Here is a 17,428-nt window from a genome sequence, read left to right as displayed (position 1 = left end):
CCTCTGAATCCCAACTGGAAAATGAGCTACGCGATACCCAGCCCATCATCGATAGCGTGCGAAAAATCGATACCAAAATACAGCAGCACACACATACGTTAGCCGCTGATAATCAGCGCAAAAACATCTTATCATCGAGTATCCAGCGCTTATCACAAGAAATAATGATACATCAAACAGAGCAAGATAAGAGTGAGCTGACTCGTATCGCAAGCTATCTAGGCGAGCGTAGTGCGCTAAATATATTGATAGCGATATTATTACCTTTAATAATAATTGCACTCGTATGAAATCATTGCTACAGAGCAATATCAAGTGACAATAACAGGCGTATCAACACTCAAATAGCCAGTTGCAACAACAACTTTCGACTCTCAATCAGCAACAAGAAGCAGATAACAAGCTTATTGAGCAAAAACAACAAGTACTTAAAGAATTACAACAGCAGCAAACGGCATTATTAGAAGATAAGTCACCAAATGAGCTACGTGCTGATATTGATTATATGACACGCTTACTCATCACAGTGAACAATACGCCTTGGACTCCAGCAACTGGCTGACGTTTCAGAAGAAAAACTATTGTTAGCGCAGCTGTGCCAGATATCCAACAAGCATTGAATACGCTTAGAGATATAATACTAATCATGAATCAGCTATTAAAGGCGAAAAAACTCAACGCCAAGACAAGCAAGACTATCTTGAAGCACTACAGAAAGTTGCTAATCTTGAGAATTATATTATCGAGTTACAGGATGGCATGCCATGTCCATTATGCGGAGCGCTTGAACACCCCTACGGACAGCAGCACCCACTATTAGAAAGTCATAATAGCCAACATGAGACCTCATTAACGGAACAAACACGGCAACAGATTATTAATATTGATATGCGTATAGATAATATGACGCACGAATTATCAGATTGTCAAAGTCAATATGCTGGCAAACAAAACCAGCTGCAAAATGAAAGCAATCAACTCGCCACATTACGCATGCAAGCGCAAACGCTTTGTAGCGATATCAATAGCTATATCGAAAATAATATCAATTCTGACACTGCTATCAACACTATTGTTCAGCCTATAAGTGATATGAATAATAAAATACTGTCAGTTACTCAGTATTTAGGCGATGCTGCCGACAGTATAAGCACAGACCCACAGTTGCTTAGCCATTTATTATCTACCGTCAACGATGTTAAAGCAGCACTGAGCCAAGAAAAGAAAGGATCAAAAGTACGCTTAACCAATATGACAGCTTCACTCAAACACTGTCTGAGACGACCGAAGCGCTTGATAATACTCAAAAACAACAGCAGCACTACCATAATGATAATCATAAGATAACCACTGATTAGGCTCAACACTCAACGAATAGACGACATAGATCGCGTGCTACAGGCAAGTTTTGTGGAGCTGACCACAGTAATAGCTGCGGTAGCGACTGTGGTAGAAACCTATCCGGCTGATCAATATCAAATCATTTAAGCAAGATATCTGATAATGATTCAACCCATAGTGTAATAACAGATTCTACTGCAATAAAAATACTTTATCAATATTACAATAGCATTCAAGATAAAATAGTTGTTAATCAACAGGATAGTGATACATATATTGGTCATTTGCGCCAGCTAAGTTTGGGTTTAAAACAGCTGAAACAGTACTTTCATGCTCAAAAAGACAGCGCCCAAACCTTACAAACGGAAAGTAGTAAATTAACCACTCTAATTGAGGCCAAGCAAGTACAGTTGGATAATGAAAATACTGAGCTTAATAAGCTTAACAACAGTATCGAAGAACAAACAACAGCGCTTAAGCAATTACAAGACGATAGAACACAGAAATTCACTGATAAAGATCCTGATGAAGAAAGCAATCGTTTGCATACAGCACTTGATAACGCGAAGTCCAAAAAGGTAGAAGCACAAAGGCAACGAGATAATAACGAGCAGTTGCTGTTGCAACTACAGAATCGTGCCCAACAACTATCAACTGATCTTAGTAAGATTTCTATCACGCTTAGCACACAGGAAAGTGAGTTTTCAAGCGTGTTAATACAATCGCAGTTCGATACTGAAACTGATTTTTTTAACGCTCGTCTGCCGAAAGCGACACGTGATACGCTCCAACAGCAATACGCCTCTATTGAACAGGCTTTAAATCATGCCAACATGCAATTAAAACAGACGCAGCATGCATTCGATGAAAAGGTATCTTTGGCATTAACTGAGCTGACAGATGAGAATCGAGACAGTCTTGCCAGTAAGCATACTGAACTCAAGTTAGAGAATGAGCAGCGATTGGGCGCAATTGGGGCAATTAAGCAGCGACTAATAGACAATGAACAACAAAAAGTGGCGCAAACAACGCAAAATATTGCCATAAATGCTCAAAAAGAAGCCTTACAAGTGTGGCAGCAGCTGTATGAGCTTATCGGTTCAGCAGATGGTAAAAAATATCGCAATTTTGCACAAGGTTTAACCTTTAAAATTATGATTGACCATGCCAATATTCAATTGAAGAAAATGAGTGACCGCTATTTGCTAACACCCGATATTAATAATCCGCTAGAGCTCAACGTTATTGATAATTATCAAGGCGGTGATATTCGTAGTACCAAGAACCTACCATGGTGGCGAAGGTTTATTATCCAGTCTCGCTCTAGCGCTTGGCTTATCACAAATGGCCAGCCAAAATACGCGGGTCGATTCACTGTTTTTGGATGAAGGTTTTGGCACGCTTGATGAGGAGTCATTAGATATTGCCCTCGACACCTTAACCAACTTGCAACAAGAAGGTAAAATCATTGGTATCATCTCTCATGTGCAAGCGCTGAAAGCACGCATTTTTACCCAAATTCACGTGAAGAAGCTCTCAGGTGGTTATAGTGAAATAAGTGGTCAAGGCTGTAGTAGAGTCACCACTAAAGATGCTGTTTAAAGTGTGAAAGAGATGAAAGGACTATGATGATATTATTATGATGCTAAGTAGAGTTATACAGAGTGTGGGTAACGCAAAGATTGCTAACGCCCTGCCCGTTGTTTTAGTTGGAGTCTTGGTTATCGCGACTGGCACCGCTCAGGCAACCATCAGCTGCGCTGGTTATTTACCGAATAGCTATTTTGAGCGTATTGAAACTAACGTACCCTTTGCTGGCAAGTTAGTCGAATTAACAGATGGGTCGCAGCAGCTACAAGATTTAAATGGCACCGTTATTCTCGATGGATTGACAGACGGCTATATATTGATGGATAAGTTTATTGGCTCAGAAAACGGAAAATATGGTGTCGTAAACGCAGCTGGCAAGATAATTGTGCCTTTTGAGTATGACGATATTCAAACTGAACTGATATAACGACCAGCTTTATTGTCAGCGTTAAGTCATCAGAGGGCAATACCAAACAAGGTATTATCAATCGTCATGGCGAGTGGGTTTATCCGTTAGCAAACGCTCATATCCAGCATGCGCACTATGATCCTGATTATGACCAAGATTATTTTTTAGTAACGGATAATGCAGCGAGCAATCATAAAAGTCTGACAGGACTACTTGATGATAAAGGCTACTGGCGGTGATGCCGCAGTACGAAGCCATTAATCCGCTTAACGCTTGTACGGGTCAGCCTTTATATCTGCAAGTAAGTTTGCAAGGTGAGACCGCACTGATTGACCAAAATAATGACGTCATCATTCCATTTGCAGCCAATTAGCATATAGAGTCCTTTAATAATAACGCCAATCCACTACTATTTTTGCGCAGCAGCTTATCTCATGAGATTACTGATGACATAGCGACTGCTATGAGTGAAGATATCCAAGAGTATATTATTAGTGCCGACATTGTTGCTGCTAATGGTAAGCTGACTTTTTCCTCTAATGCGCCTATTAGAAAACTGCTCTATCATCAGCTTTATACCTTTAAACAGGCTGGCAAGGTTGGGCTGATTAATGATAAAGGTGACGTGATACTAACACCCAAATTTGACAGTTATCGCGATGACGCGGATAAAGTATGGTTTGAGAACAATGGAAAATTGGTACGTTTAAATACCCTGATAACAGTAGAGTAAATATCTAATTTTGGTACTTTGTAGATACGATCGATAGTATTAATCAATAAAAAACCCCACCGTTAGCTTATAACGGTGGGGTTTTATGTCAAAGACCATTGATTTATTTAGGCGTTTTACTTAGTCACTAGTACTTAATAGTAATTACTTAATAACTAATTACTTAGTTACTAAACCGCTTAGCTCACTCATCAATACTGACAACGTTGAAAGACCAATTTGACCATTTTCATCATTGCTATGCAGATTATCTAACTTGCTCATCTCTGTGGTGACTGACTCCAAATGATCTAAGTGACGTGAACGCCATTCACCAAATGCTTGCTTCGCATCTGGTTTAGATAATATGGCATCCATCAGTAGACGTAGACTACGTGACAGCTCGTTCATCAACGCATGGCGCGCGCGGCGATCCCAGTAGTCTTGCTGTGGTAACGTGGCGATGTTGTCCATCATCCAATCTAACTGCAAGACGTGATAGGCATCAAAGTACAACGTTGCAAATCTCATCAACAGGACGCTCATATTGCTCAGCGAGCAGTGCGGCATCAAGTGCATCAACATGATAAGGCAGCATCGCAAACAGCGCGGCATCATTATTAGACAGATCATTCTGCATCAGGCTAGTGGTATCTTCTTGCAAGTATTCTGCAAATTGTTGCTCAATAAAGCCGCCTGATTTGGTTAATTTCTCAACACTATCACTAAAGCGACTGATCATGTCAGCGACTTGCAATTCTTGACCAAAGGCATTTATAAACCAAACAACACCTTGCTCAAGCGCGTCACGTAGACGCAGCTCAAGAGTTAGCAGTAATGTAGCATCGACTTGATTGTCCAGTGCTTCAAGCGTGTTCCAAGCTTTTGACACATTGAAGACATCACGGCTAATCGCATAACCACGCACGATGGTCGCCAGCGATTGGTCTGTTTCCTCATAAAGACGGAACAGTGCTTCAATACCCAAACGATTGACCACACTATTGGTCAAATAGGTGCTGATAATCTCACGATGTAAGCGGTGTTCAGTCATCTCATCAAAGAACCGCGTCGCCAGCTCATCAGGGAAATACTTACGCAACTCATTGATAAAGTACGCATCATCTGGCAAGTCTGATGATAACAAGTTGTCATACATCCACATTTTGCCATAAGCCATGACAACTGCCAGCTCAGGGTTGGTCAAGCCAGTATCTGCTTTTTGACGTTTGGCAATTTCTTCATCTGATGGCAGATATTCAATCGCCCGATCAAGACGCCCTTCACCTTCTAACATCTGAATAAAACGCTGATGATCACTTAAGTTAGCCGCCGCACGAATGTGGCTAAGCTCAATGGCTTGTGGTTGAAGGTAGTTTTGACGCAATACCAGTTCTGCCACGCTATCAGTCATGCTTTCAAGCAACTCATTACGCTGCTTTAAAGTCATGTCGCCTTGCTCGACCACTTTGCCAAGTAAGATTTTGATATTCACTTCATGATCTGAGCAGTTTACGCCGCCTGAGTTATCGATAGCGTCGGTATAAATGCGACCGCCCGTTTGTGCATATTCGATACGCCCTTGCTGGGTAAATCCTAAGTTACCACCTTCACCAACGATAGCCGTACGTAGCTCATTGCCGTTGACCCGTACCGCGTCATTGGCACGGTCGCCGACATCAGCATGGCTCTCATTCACGCTTTTCACATAAGTACCAATACCGCCATTCCAAATAAGATCAACAGGCGATTTTAACAACGCACTGATTAACTCATTGGGTGCCATGCTGTCTTCAGCGATATCAAAACGCTGTTTCATCTCAGCACTGAGCGTGATGCTCTTATCTTGGCGGGAGAAAACGCCACCTCCTTGGCTAATAAGTGACTTTTCATAGTCATCCCACGTCGAACGCGGCATGTCAAATAAGCGGGCACGTTCTGCGTGTGAAGCAGCAGCGTCTGGATTCGGATCAATAAAGATATGTAGATGGTTAAATGCAGCGACCAGCTGGGTATGGGTTGATAGCAGCATGCCATTGCCGAATACGTCACCACTCATATCGCCAATACCAACCACGGTAAAGTTATCACGGTTTTGAATGTCCATGCCGCGCATACGGAAGTGACGTTTGACCGACTCCCAACCACCGCGTGCAGTGATACCCATGGCTTTGTGATCGTAACCAACCGAGCCACCTGAGGCAAAGGCATCGTCGAGCCAGAAGTCATATTCAGCAGACAAGGCATTCGCAATATCAGAGAAGCTGGCGGTTCCTTTATCAGCCGCGACCACTAAGTACGGATCATCTTCATCATGACGCACGGTGTTGGCTGGCGGGACAATTTTTCCATCAACGATATTATCCGTCACATCAAGCATGCCGCGTAGGAATGCTTGATAACAAGCAATGCCTTCGGCTTGGAATGCATCGCGACCATCTGCCATGGTTTTGGTTTTGACGATAAAACCGCCTTTTGAACCAACAGGAACAATCACCGCGTTTTTGACCATCTGTGCTTTGACCAAACCAAGCACTTCGGTGCGGAAATCTTCCATACGATCTGACCAACGCAGACCACCACGAGCCACTTTACCACCGCGCAAATGCACGGCTTCAACACGCGGCGAATACACGAATATCTCAAACATCGGTTTTGGTTTTGGTAGATTAGGAATATCTGCTGCCAAAAACTTAAACGATAAACGATCTTTACGCTGACCATCGCTATCGGTTTGATAGAAGTTAGTGCGTACCATGGCGTTAATTAAATCTAAATACCAACGCAAGATACGGTCTTCATCCAAGCTATCCACACCTGCCAATGCCGCCGTGATTTTCTGTTGAATCTGCGCGGTTTTTTCTGTGCGTTCACCTTCACTGTATTTAGGGTTCATACGGGCATCAAACAAACTACCGAGCGCCACGCTAATGTCGCTATTTTTTACTACCGTTTGCTGAATATACGTACTAGAGAATGGTGCTTTTGCTTGCATCATATAGCGTGACAATGCTCGTAGCACCACCACATCATAAGTGTCTAAATTGGTCGTTAATACCAATTCGTTAAAGGAGTCACTCTCAACATGTCCCGCCCAAATCTGTTTGAGACTGTCTTCAAACTGACCACGAACCACTTGCATGTTGACAGTATCGACATGCTCTAGTGTCAGTTCATACTCTTGCATCCAAATGGGCTGCTCTGGCAAATCAAACTCATAGGTTTGCGCTGAAATGACAGACACACCAAAGTTTTCAAGGATTGGCAGGACCTTAGACAAAATAACAGGCTGTTCACGACCATACAGTTTTAGGTGTAATTGATTGCTTGCATCGCCCGTTGACTGGTATAAATGCCAAATCATCGGCTGTTCTGCTGTCAATACAGCCAAACGCTTGGTGTCTTCAACCGCAGTACGGGCATCAAAACGCTCTTGATAAGCGGCAGGGATATAATTTAAGAAGCGACGGTTTAAAGCATTGGCTTGTTGCTCACCCACATTATCCAGCAGCATCTTTTGATAGCTGTCGCTCCATGATTGCATTAAAGCAGATAGTTTGGCTTCAAGTGCAGCAGTATCGACGTCTTTCACTTGACCTGGCACCGTACGCACATGGACATGCACACGTGCGTGAGCTGATTCATTGAATTCTGTGGTAAAGCCTGATGATGTGCCACCGTAGGCTTCTTTTAGGACGTTCTGTACTTTGATACGTAGCTCGGTGTTGAACTTGTCGCGCGGGATATAGACCAAGCATGAGACAAAGCGCTGATAATGATCCACACGGCTGAATAGGCGCAGGCTCTTTTTATCTTGCAATTGGCTGATACCAGAAACGATAGGATATAGCTCTTCAACGCTGGCTTGAAAGAGGTCGTCACGCGGTAAGGTGTTAATCACATGCATCATTTTATGGTGTGCATGACCGTCACGTGGCAATTCTGCCATCGCCATAATCTTATTGGCTTTGTCACGTAATAGCGGAATTTGCTGTACCGTTAGTTGATACGCTTGTGAGGTCAATAGACCAATAAATCGATATTCACCAACCAGCTTACCATTGTCATCAAACTTATGAATACCCAAAAGTCCATATATACGGGACGATGCACAGGCGATACACGGCTTGATTTGGACAACATCAATACTCGCGGTTCAGTCAATAGTTGCTTTAATACTTTTGGCAATTGGCTAAAACTTTCTGACAGTTTATCTTCTTCGGCACCGCGTAATAGACCAAGACCACTATTACCAATGGCGAATAAATCTAAATCAGCAGGTTCAGCATTCACTTCGACAGCCTGCCCGCCTTCCAAACGGTATTCACGATAACCCAAGAATATAAAATGATCGTCTAATATCCAATCTAAAAATGCTTGTATCTCTTGCTGCGAGTAAAAAACTTCTGGCAGTGGCTTGTTTGATAGCTCAGCTTTGATATCCGTCAACTGCGCACGCATCTGCTTCCAATCGCCAACGACTGTATCTAGCGTATCAATTTTTGCCAATAACATTTGCTGTAATGCAGCCAGATCTTCATCATCTTGATAGGCAATTTCACAATGAATCAAAGACAAATGAGAGGTCGCGCTTTCATGTGCGCCTTCGACATGAGTAATATGACCATTATCATCACGTGCAACACTGACAATGATGTTATAAGTACGATGAACATCGATACCTTCAGACTCAAGACTCATCAAAATCGTATCGACTAAAAACGGTCTGTCATAGGCAACAATTTGAATAACCGTATGTGAGCTATGAAAATGCTGCTCTTCTGCTTTGGGGTTTAGCACCTTCAGTTGTGGCTTGCTACCATCATAGGCTTGGAGCAACGTAAAATGATGTAATACCATGCCCGCTAGGTCAGCATTACTGATAGTCTCAGCTGCCTCTGCGTGCAATGGCTGATAATAACTATGAATAAAATGATCAAATAATGATTTGTCTTTTTGTACATAACTGGTAGCAATATCGCTTATCTGGCTGATGCGCTTTTGCGATACTGAGGGAGTTTGGCATGTCCTTCATCCTTTTTTATAGATTTAATTTATCATTTATTTAAGTTTATTAATTCGTACTAACTAATGGCACCGCATAAATATGTGAAACATTATTGGTGCTGCGGAGCAGTATATCCATTTACGCAATTTATTCTGTTTTTTCTTGATATTTTAAGTTTCTCTCCTTTTTTCACCTTTGTTTTTAGGAATATGTCGCAATTGGGATTTAATGCCATTAATTTAGTGAAGTGTAACGTACATAGCGCGCCAGCTAAAGCGTACAACATCATTTCATGAATCAGCAACATGTCGATAACATTTGCTCATGAGACAGGTTTTTCCGTTTATTGATGATTAATTGCTGGCAAGTGGATACTCATGGCAATCGGTACGACTTTTTTGTTAGAATATGCCAGTATTTGAGAGTGTGTGGCTAACTCATAACTAATTTTAATGCTAAGGGCAAGACGTATGATGAATATTTTGGTGATTGGTTCAGGTGGTCGCGAACACGCGCTAGCATGGCAATGTGCAAAAGACGATAAGGTCAATAATGTCTACGTCGCGCCTGGTAATGCTGGTACAGCGCTTGAACCTAAATGCCAAAACGTTGTCCTAGTATCTACGGGCGAGAACGCTAGTGAACATAGTGCAATCATCGATTTTTGCCAAAATAATGCCATTGATATGGTCATTGTTGGACCAGAAGCGCCTTTGGTCACTGGTATCGTTGATGCTTGCCGCGATGCTGGGATTCAAGCGTGGGGACCAACAGCATACTGTGCGCAATTAGAAGGTTCCAAAACCTTTGCCAAAGAATTCATGGAACAAAATAATATCCCCACCGCAGCCTACAAAGGCTTCACCGAAGCGGTAGCTGCCAAAGCTTATATCGATGAACAAGGTGCACCCATCGTTATCAAAGCCGATGGCCTTGCCGCTGGTAAAGGGGTCATTGTTGCAGAAACTATCGAACAGGCATATGAGGCCATCGATGACATGCTTGCGGACAATAAGTTTGGTGATGCAGGCAGCCGCGTGGTGATTGAGCAGTTTTTGCAAGGTGAAGAAGCGAGCTTTATCTGCATGATTGATGGTAAAAATATCTTGCCAATGGCAACGAGCCAAGACCATAAACGGGCTTTTGAAGGCGATACAGGGCCGAACACAGGCGGTATGGGAGCATACTCTCCTGCGCCAGTGGTCACTCAAGATGTCCATGAAAAAGTCATGACCCAAGTCATTCAACCAGTGGTTGATGCAATGAATAATGCTGGTCACCCTTATACGGGATTTTTATATGCAGGTCTCATGATTGATGAAACAGGTGACCCTTATGTGATCGAATTTAACTGCCGTTTTGGTGATCCAGAAACTCAGCCTATCTTAATGCGTTTACAATCATCAATGGTAGATTTGGTGGCAAAAGGTCTAGCAGGACAGTTGCCTAGTGATGCTCAATGGGATAGCCGCCCTGCCCTCGGTATCGTCATTGCTTCAAAAGGTTATCCTGAAACATCATCAAAAGGTGATGTGATTGCTGGCTTGCCAGAACTAGATGACAATAATGACAACGCTGTCAAAGTCTTCCATGCTGGCACTGCTTTTTCTGACAGTGATGCCATAGACCGTGAAAAAGAAGTGGTGACGAATGGCGGACGTGTATTATGCGTGACTGCTCTTGCAGGTATTTCAGATGCTCAGCAAGCCGCACTTGCGGTAACAGGTGCGATTAGTTTTGATGGTGCACAGTATCGCCGTGATATTGGTCATCATGCCATTGCTCGTGAAAACAGTTAAAAATAAATATTACTCAGGCGAGAGCTGCTCGCAGTTTTAGTCTGATACACCAAATTACTCTTAGCTTTTATGATTCGACCTAGCATCATGCTAGGTCTTATTTTTTGATATTATTTTTTACGAAATTATAGTCTGCAAACATATACTGCGGCTTACAAAGTAACTGCTATTGGCAAGCTTAGGCTCATCAACCAAATGTGCTTTATATGATACAATTTTGTACCCGTACATCGCATCTCCCTTGTATTGTAGGTTTTGAACCCACAAATCAATACCAACTGGATGAATGATTATATTATGGCAAATGATACGTCTAAACCTTCTAGCACCAAGCAATCCATCGATAACTTAAAAACCTCAGGGTTTGATAGACGAATGTCGATTGCTAAAACCTCCTTAAATATCGGTCGCCGCTGGGCGGGTAATAGTGTGTCTGGTATGTTCTTAAATAAAGAAGCACGCACAGCACGCAACCAAGTATTTATGGAAGCCCAAGCAAACTACCTCGCAGAAGAGCTAGGTAAGCTAAAAGGTTCGGTCGTCAAAATTGGTCAAATGCTAGCGATTTATGGCGAACATATTTTGCCACCAGAAATCACCCGTGCCTTGCAAACGCTCAATGACGATACCGCTACGCTATCATGGCCAACCATGCAACAAACGCTGCAGCAATTATTGGGTGAAAAACTACATGAATTAGATGTCGATACGGTTCCTATAGGTACTGCGTCGCTCGCTCAAGTTCATCGAGCCACCGTGATTGCAACTGGCGAGCAAGTTGTATTAAAAATTCAGTATCCGGGTGTTGCTGATGCGATCAACTCAGATCTTGCTTTATTTAAGCAATTATTAAAAGTTAGTAATATCGTTCCGCAGACCCGTTCGCTCGATGCTTGGTTCGAAGAAATACGTGACCTACTCCATCATGAGGTGGACTATGAAGCTGAAGCCGCGACGACAGAACGCTTTTATGAACGCTTGAGTAATGATCCGCGTTACATAGTTCCCAAGATTAATCGCACTTATTCCAAAAAACGCCTACTCTGTATGTCTTATGAGCCAGGTATTACCGTAGTTTCTGAGGCATTACAATTATTACCTCATGAGCGTCGTAACGCTATTGGTCAGGCAGCCATCGAAATCATGATGCAAGAGATTTTTGTGTGGGGTGAAATGCAGACGGACCCCAACTTTGGTAATTATCTGGTTCGTGTCAGTGAAAATGAAGGCGATATCGATAAATTAGTATTATTAGATTTTGGTGCTATTCGTCAATTTGATAACAACCTTTTGACCATTGCGCATGGCTTACTAAAAGCGGGTTACCGCCATGACCATCAGGCGATGATGCTTGCGATGACGGGTTATGACTTCTTTGATAGTATGAGCAATAAAGTACGCTCTGATATGGCGTCACTATTTTTATTGGCAACTGAACCGTTTAGTGATCCAGCGACCAATCCTGATATTCCTATCGACTGTCTAGATAAGGACGACCGTTTATTTGGGCGAACAGCAAACTTCACTCTCGCCTCTCAACACAAGCCACAAAAGCGATGCAGTCTTTTGAGTTTAACTTACCACCAAAAGAATTTATGTTTATTAGTCGAAAATTTATTGGTGCTTATACCTTTTTGACGGTGCTTGACGCTTATACTGATTCCGATACTTTAGTAAAACCTTATTTATAGTTTTGATTGAAGCAAATTTTCTTTAATAGTAAGCAATTTTTGAACCGCCTTTTTGTGGCGGTTTTATCTTTTAGTATTTTATTTACTTAGGCTATTTTAAATATTACAAATTTGCACTTATATCGGCAAGATTGGTCTTGATTTATTAATTAGGCTATTTAACTTGATTCACAATATCTGCCTGCCACTCATCAAACCTAGTTTTATAACCCTCCGGCTTACGCATATTAAGCTCCCAGCATACCTCTCCACGGGCTAATATTTTATTTCAAAATGCGTGCGCTGACTGTCATCAGCAACTTGATAGCGCTCATTAGGCAACGACCATATCTCCGTTGCTTGCTGCTCTGCATTATTGATATAGGCTTCGATGTTGGTTACTAGTACCACCTCTCCACCTACTTGCAAGCGTGACAATAAAAACTCGAAAAAAGGCATTTTTAGCCATTGCTGGTTGGGATTGTGCTGTTCAGGATTGGGGTACAGTATGAAGATTTGACTGACACTATTGGGTTCAATGGCATGCACAATCCATGCGATCGCATCAGCATGAATGGCAGTTAAATTCGGTGAATCTTGTAGCACTGCCAGTTTGGCAAAAGCGTCAAATTTATTTCGCGTACGTTCGATCGCAATCAGATGCTTATCGGTATTTTTTGCGGCGAAACCAAGCGCATGCTTACCCTTCCCTGCACCAATTTCTAATATTAAAGGGACAGCGCTTTTATTGTCGTGAATGATATTTGGCATGATAAAATCACGTGGTGCTGAAAGCTTTTCTGGTTGAAATGCTCGCTGTTGCTGATGTGTAAGCTCAATATTATCGCTCATCTACTATCCTTAAAGTATTTGTCTTTTGCCATTATTCGGGCGCATGCTATTATATAGCCAATCCACTTCAATAGTAATATAGCGACAGCGAGTAACGCGCTATCGTAGTCTATCAAGCGTATACGAGGTGAAAATAGATACAATTACCGACTGCCGCTCGCTAATGACGTTCATCATACAAATAAATCGAGGATACTCTCACCCTTATCATGACTGAATCTACCCCCCACACCTCCCCTAAAACCTATCCTTGCCCACGTTGTGGCACTAAAACAGCATGGCAAGACAATAAATACAAGCCGTTTTGTAGCAGTCAATGCAAACTTATCGACTTAGGTGCATGGGCAAATGAAGACTATACCTTACCTGCAGAAACCACGCCTTTTTCTGACGAGCTATAATCAACACCTTCTCTTTTAACTAATTTATCATTTTAAGGATGTTTTATATGTCTGCTACTTATCTGATGCCCACTTATAACCGTCAGCCAATCAGCTTTACACGCGGTTCAGGCAGCTGGCTATATACCAAAGATGACACGCCTTATTTAGATGCGCTGACTGGTATTGCTGTATGCGGTCTAGGGCATTGCCACCCGCAAGTGACTGACGCCATTCAGCAGCAAGCAGCGACTTTAGTACATACCAGTAATTTATTCGGTATCGACTGGCAAGAGCGTGCGGGTGAAGTGCTATGTACAGCCGCCCAAATGGACAGTGTGTTTTTTGCCAATAGTGGTGCTGAAGCGAACGAGGCGGCGCTCAAATTGGCGCGTCTATATGCCTATCAGCAAGGTTTTAAACGCCCAAAAGTCATCGTTATGGAGCAGTCATTCCATGGTCGTACCTTATTATCATTGTCAGCCACCGCCAACCCAAAAGCCCGTGAAGGGTTTTACACATTGATGACTTTATCCGTGTACCCTTTGGCGATATTGCCGCGATTAAGCAAGCCGCGCAAGATCATGATGAAATTTGCGCCATCTTTGTAGAGCCTATTCAAGGTGAAGGGGGTTTAAATACTGCTGCTAACGGATTTACATATCTTGAAGAGCTACAAGCAGAGTGTGAAGCCCACAACTGGCTATTTATGCTGGATGAAGTGCAAACAGGTAATGGCCGTACGGGTAAATACTTCGCTTATCAACATAGTAATGCGCGTCCTGATGTATTGACGACGGCTAAGGGCTTGGGTAACGGTTTTCCAGTAGGCGCATGTATGGTACGTGGCCGCGCTAATGGCCTGTTTGGTGCTGGTAGTCATGGCTCTACTTATGGCGGTACGCCGCTAGCCAGTCGTGTAGTACATAGCGTATAGACGTATTGGCTAACAGTGATATCATGACCAATGCCGTAACCGAAGGGCTGTTTATTCGAGAGACGCTGGTCGATACACTAGGACAATATGGCGTCAGCAGTCGTGGTGCAGGTATGATGATTGGTATCGCTTTGCCTGAAGACATGGACTGTAGTCAGTTGGTTGATCGTGCGCGTGATGAACAAAAGCTCATCATCAATGTCACTGGTGGGCATGTTGTGCGCTTGCTACCGCCGCTTAATATGAGCCGCGATGAGAGCACACAAGTGGCTGAGCGTCTGATTGACTTGCTAAAACCATCATTTTAAATGATTGGTTACATGGTAATCCCCCCACTAAATAAGAACACTTAGAAATAGAGATTAACTGCTAAATATATCAGCAGGAGAATCCTATGAAAAAGACACGCTTTACTGACAACCAAATCGTTAATATCCTAAAACAAGCCGAACAAGGTGTCCCTATCACCGAGCTTTGCCGTGCATAATATCAGCCAAAGTACCTTTTATAACTGGCGCTCAAAGTATGGCGGCATGGATGCCTCTTTGATTGCGCGCTTAAAAGAACTTGAAATTGAAAATGCACGTCTTAAGAAGATGTATGCTGATGAATGTCTTAAGTCCGATATCCTACAGGATGCCATGACAAAAAAGTGGTAGCGCCCCAAAGGCGCAGGAAAATGGCTTGTCATTACATTGAAGAGCATGGTATTAGCATACGTCGTGCTTGCCGTATCTTTAACATCAGCGTGACCTGCTATTACCATAAGTCAATGGCCACGGATGAGAACCAGCAGATCGCGGACTTACTCATCAAACTGACTGATGAGAATAAGAACTGGGGCTTTGGTTTATGCTTTTTAAGCCTGCGTAATGTCATGGGACTGCCGTACAACCACAAGCGGGTATATCGCATCTACTGTGAGCTTGAACTCAACCTTAGAATCAAGCCCAAGCGTCGCATTAAACGCGCTAAACCAATACCATTAGCAGTACCTGATAGGATAAACCAAAGCTGGAGCATGGACTTTATGCACGACGGCTTAAATGACGGTCGCAGCTTTAGACTGTTTAATGTGATTGATGATTACAACCGTGAAGCGCTCACCGTTGAGATTGACTTCTCACCAGCACAAAGGATCATACGCACATTAGACCAGCTCATTGAATATCGAGGCAAACCTGTACAAATAATGCGATAATGGTCCTGAGTACATCAGCAATGCGCTCACGGACACTGGCTGCAAAAGCATTAACTTAAGCTATATTGAACCTGGCAATCCACAGCAAATGCCTATGTGGCGCTTTAACAGAACCATGAGATATGATTGGTTAAATCAGGAGCTGTTTGATAACTTAGAGCAAGTACGCACACAAGCAGAAAACTGGTTATATCATTATAATCATGAGCGCCCAAACATGGGCAATGGCGGTTTTACGCCCATACAGAAACTCAATCAAGCAGCTTAATTCTATTTGTTAGGTGTCTTAGGTTTGGGAGGGTTACCACATTAAACGCTAATACTAAAAAAGCCTATAGATAATATGTCTATAGGCTTTTTGCTTTTGAAGGCTTTAAACCACTCTCTACGGTGCATTATTCAAACGTCATCTAATTAGCATGAAAATACTTTTTTAACACCTCTAAACAGCGAGTGATTTTGGCTGGCTGTTGATCACGGTTTAAGGTAACCGCATATAGTACAAAACTTGGTAATTGATAACCGGTCAACACTTCGACCAAATCACCATTTTCAAGCTCTTTTTTGATGTCCATTTCCATCATTCTAACCAAACCATGACCTTCTTTTGCCAAGGTGGTTGCCATAAAGACATTATTGGTATAAATGCGTGAATTCATTTTCGTGCGCGTCTTTTTACCCGTTTCTGTCTGAATGAGATCAATTTGATTGGCATCTTTCATGATTTCAATACAAATCAGCTGATGATCAGCCAAATCTTTAGGTGTTTGCAATTTGGTATGTTGACGTAGATACTGCGGTGACGCAACCAACATTTGGCGCACATCAGTCAATGGATGACTGCTGAGGCTCGAATCATTAATCGATGGACTCATACGAATCGCAATATCAATCCGCTCATCAATCATGTCAATATAGTGGTTGTCTGCCAGATAGGTAATGCTAAGATCATCATGTGCCGCCATCCACGTAGAAAGTGCCGGCAAAATATGATTAACACCAAGCTCTGGTGTTGTCGCCACTCGTAAGCTGCCTGCCAACTCATCACGCAACTGATTGACCTTAATCCGCCCTTGTTCAGCAGCACTGACAACGTCTTTTGCAGCTTCATAAAAACTTTCGCCAGCTTCTGTTAAGCTCAACTTACGAGTTGAGCGGTGTAATAGCACGACGCCCAGCTCATTTTCTAATGAGCGAATTTGCTGGCTGACTGCACTGGTTGTAATGCCAAGCTCACGAGCAGAGCCACTAAAAGAGCCATGTCCAACCACTGGCGAACACAGCCATACCGCGTAAATTATCCAACATATTCTCACCTAAACTTCATTTCAGTTTTTAATATAACTTAACCATTATAACGAATCTTAATTTATCTTATCGTTATTAAATTTTCTCTCTTGTTTAAAAAAGCCCATTTACTCTGCAATAAAAACAAAAATATCAAGGCGATAGTACAACATCGCCTTGATATTTTATATGAAAGTTGTCTTTAATAACTATATAGACTTTTAAATAATTTTAACAACAGT

13 protein-coding genes and 5 pseudogenes are annotated in these 17,428 nt (G+C 42.5%); 13 read left to right on the top strand and 5 right to left on the bottom strand.

From position 1 onward, the window contains the following. Positions 1–56: 56 nt before the first annotated feature. The 8 genes from G7Y90_RS11955 to G7Y90_RS11920 all read left to right on the top strand — a co-directional run bounded on the left by G7Y90_RS11955 (position 57) and on the right by G7Y90_RS11920 (position 4,073). Complete coding sequence (locus G7Y90_RS11955) at positions 57–290, top strand: hypothetical protein (RefSeq protein ID WP_250162454.1); 234 nt, start codon at positions 57–59, stop codon at positions 288–290. Between the two features lie 62 nt (positions 291–352). Continuing rightward, the gene (locus tag G7Y90_RS11950; RefSeq protein ID WP_250162453.1) at positions 353–562 is read left to right on the top strand and encodes a hypothetical protein; all 210 of its coding nucleotides are present in this window, start codon (positions 353–355) and stop codon (positions 560–562) included. Positions 563–759: 197 nt separating this feature from the next. Then, positions 760–1,347 carry a hypothetical protein gene (locus tag G7Y90_RS11945; RefSeq protein WP_250162452.1) on the top strand — a complete coding sequence of 196 codons (588 nt, stop codon included), beginning with the start codon at positions 760–762 and terminating at the stop codon, positions 1,345–1,347. Between the two features lie 278 nt (positions 1,348–1,625). After that, complete coding sequence (locus G7Y90_RS11940; RefSeq protein ID WP_250162451.1) at positions 1,626–2,729, top strand: hypothetical protein; 1,104 nt, start codon at positions 1,626–1,628, stop codon at positions 2,727–2,729. After that, entirely contained in the window at positions 2,686–2,943 is a 258-nt protein-coding gene (locus G7Y90_RS11935) for a hypothetical protein (protein ID WP_250162450.1), read from the top strand. Before G7Y90_RS11940 ends, G7Y90_RS11935 begins: the two co-directional genes overlap by 44 nt. 37 nt (positions 2,944–2,980) lie before the next feature. Next, positions 2,981–3,358: a WG repeat-containing protein gene (locus G7Y90_RS11930; protein WP_250162449.1), complete on the top strand. Its 378-nt coding sequence runs from the start codon at positions 2,981–2,983 to the stop codon at positions 3,356–3,358. A 217-nt stretch (positions 3,359–3,575) separates the two neighbouring features. Then, complete coding sequence (locus G7Y90_RS11925) at positions 3,576–3,713, top strand: hypothetical protein (protein WP_250162448.1); 138 nt, start codon at positions 3,576–3,578, stop codon at positions 3,711–3,713. A 42-nt stretch (positions 3,714–3,755) separates the two neighbouring features. Beyond that, positions 3,756–4,073, top strand: coding sequence for a WG repeat-containing protein (locus G7Y90_RS11920; protein WP_250162447.1), 318 nt, complete (start codon positions 3,756–3,758; stop codon positions 4,071–4,073). Between the two features lie 159 nt (positions 4,074–4,232). Here the strand turns inward: G7Y90_RS11920 and G7Y90_RS18025 are convergent, their stop codons facing one another. Genes G7Y90_RS18025 through G7Y90_RS18555 form a run of 3 tightly spaced genes read right to left on the bottom strand, consistent with a single transcriptional unit; the run spans position 4,233 to position 8,960 of the window. After that, positions 4,233–4,583, bottom strand: coding sequence for an NAD-glutamate dehydrogenase domain-containing protein (locus G7Y90_RS18025; protein WP_284143735.1), 351 nt, complete (start codon positions 4,581–4,583; stop codon positions 4,233–4,235). After that, on the bottom strand, positions 4,558–8,139 hold the full coding sequence (locus tag G7Y90_RS11915; protein WP_349773348.1) for an NAD-glutamate dehydrogenase: 3,582 nt from the start codon (positions 8,137–8,139) through the stop codon (positions 4,558–4,560). Before G7Y90_RS11915 ends, G7Y90_RS18025 begins: the two co-directional genes overlap by 26 nt. Beyond that, on the bottom strand, positions 8,073–8,960 hold the full coding sequence (locus G7Y90_RS18555; RefSeq protein WP_349773347.1) for a hypothetical protein: 888 nt from the start codon (positions 8,958–8,960) through the stop codon (positions 8,073–8,075). The genes G7Y90_RS11915 and G7Y90_RS18555 overlap by 67 nt, the downstream gene beginning before the upstream one ends. 573 nt (positions 8,961–9,533) lie before the next feature. On the opposite strand from G7Y90_RS18555, the gene purD reads away from it, so the two are divergent. Both purD and G7Y90_RS11905 read left to right on the top strand, forming a co-directional pair. Continuing rightward, the gene (gene purD / locus G7Y90_RS11910) at positions 9,534–10,859 is read left to right on the top strand and encodes a phosphoribosylamine--glycine ligase (protein WP_250163984.1); all 1,326 of its coding nucleotides are present in this window, start codon (positions 9,534–9,536) and stop codon (positions 10,857–10,859) included. Positions 10,860–11,156: 297 nt separating this feature from the next. Beyond that, positions 11,157–12,550 (top strand): annotated as a pseudogene (locus G7Y90_RS11905) (ABC1 kinase family protein). A 154-nt stretch (positions 12,551–12,704) separates the two neighbouring features. Here G7Y90_RS11905 and G7Y90_RS11900 read toward each other — a convergent pair. Continuing rightward, positions 12,705–13,381, bottom strand: a pseudogene (locus tag G7Y90_RS11900) (class I SAM-dependent methyltransferase). A gap of 209 nt (positions 13,382–13,590) precedes the next feature. Here G7Y90_RS11900 and G7Y90_RS11895 point away from each other — a divergent pair. The 3 genes and pseudogenes from G7Y90_RS11895 (at position 13,591) to G7Y90_RS11885 (ending at position 16,167) form a co-directional block, all read left to right on the top strand. After that, positions 13,591–13,782, top strand: a complete 192-nt coding sequence (locus G7Y90_RS11895; RefSeq protein ID WP_045453002.1) for a DNA gyrase inhibitor YacG — start codon at positions 13,591–13,593, stop codon at positions 13,780–13,782. 47 nt (positions 13,783–13,829) lie between these two features. Next, a pseudogene (locus G7Y90_RS11890) lies at positions 13,830–15,006 on the top strand (aspartate aminotransferase family protein). 86 nt (positions 15,007–15,092) lie between these two features. Beyond that, positions 15,093–16,167 (top strand): annotated as a pseudogene (locus tag G7Y90_RS11885) (IS3 family transposase). Between the two features lie 142 nt (positions 16,168–16,309). On the opposite strand, the pseudogene G7Y90_RS11880 reads toward G7Y90_RS11885, so the two are convergent. Next, positions 16,310–17,207: pseudogene (locus G7Y90_RS11880) on the bottom strand (LysR family transcriptional regulator). Positions 17,208–17,428: the final 221 nt, after the last annotated feature.

Origin of the sequence: Psychrobacter sp. WY6 (assembly GCF_018448495.1) — a bacterium.
Lineage (GTDB): Bacteria > Pseudomonadota > Gammaproteobacteria > Pseudomonadales > Moraxellaceae > Psychrobacter.
This window is presented reverse-complemented; position numbering and strand designations above follow the sequence as displayed.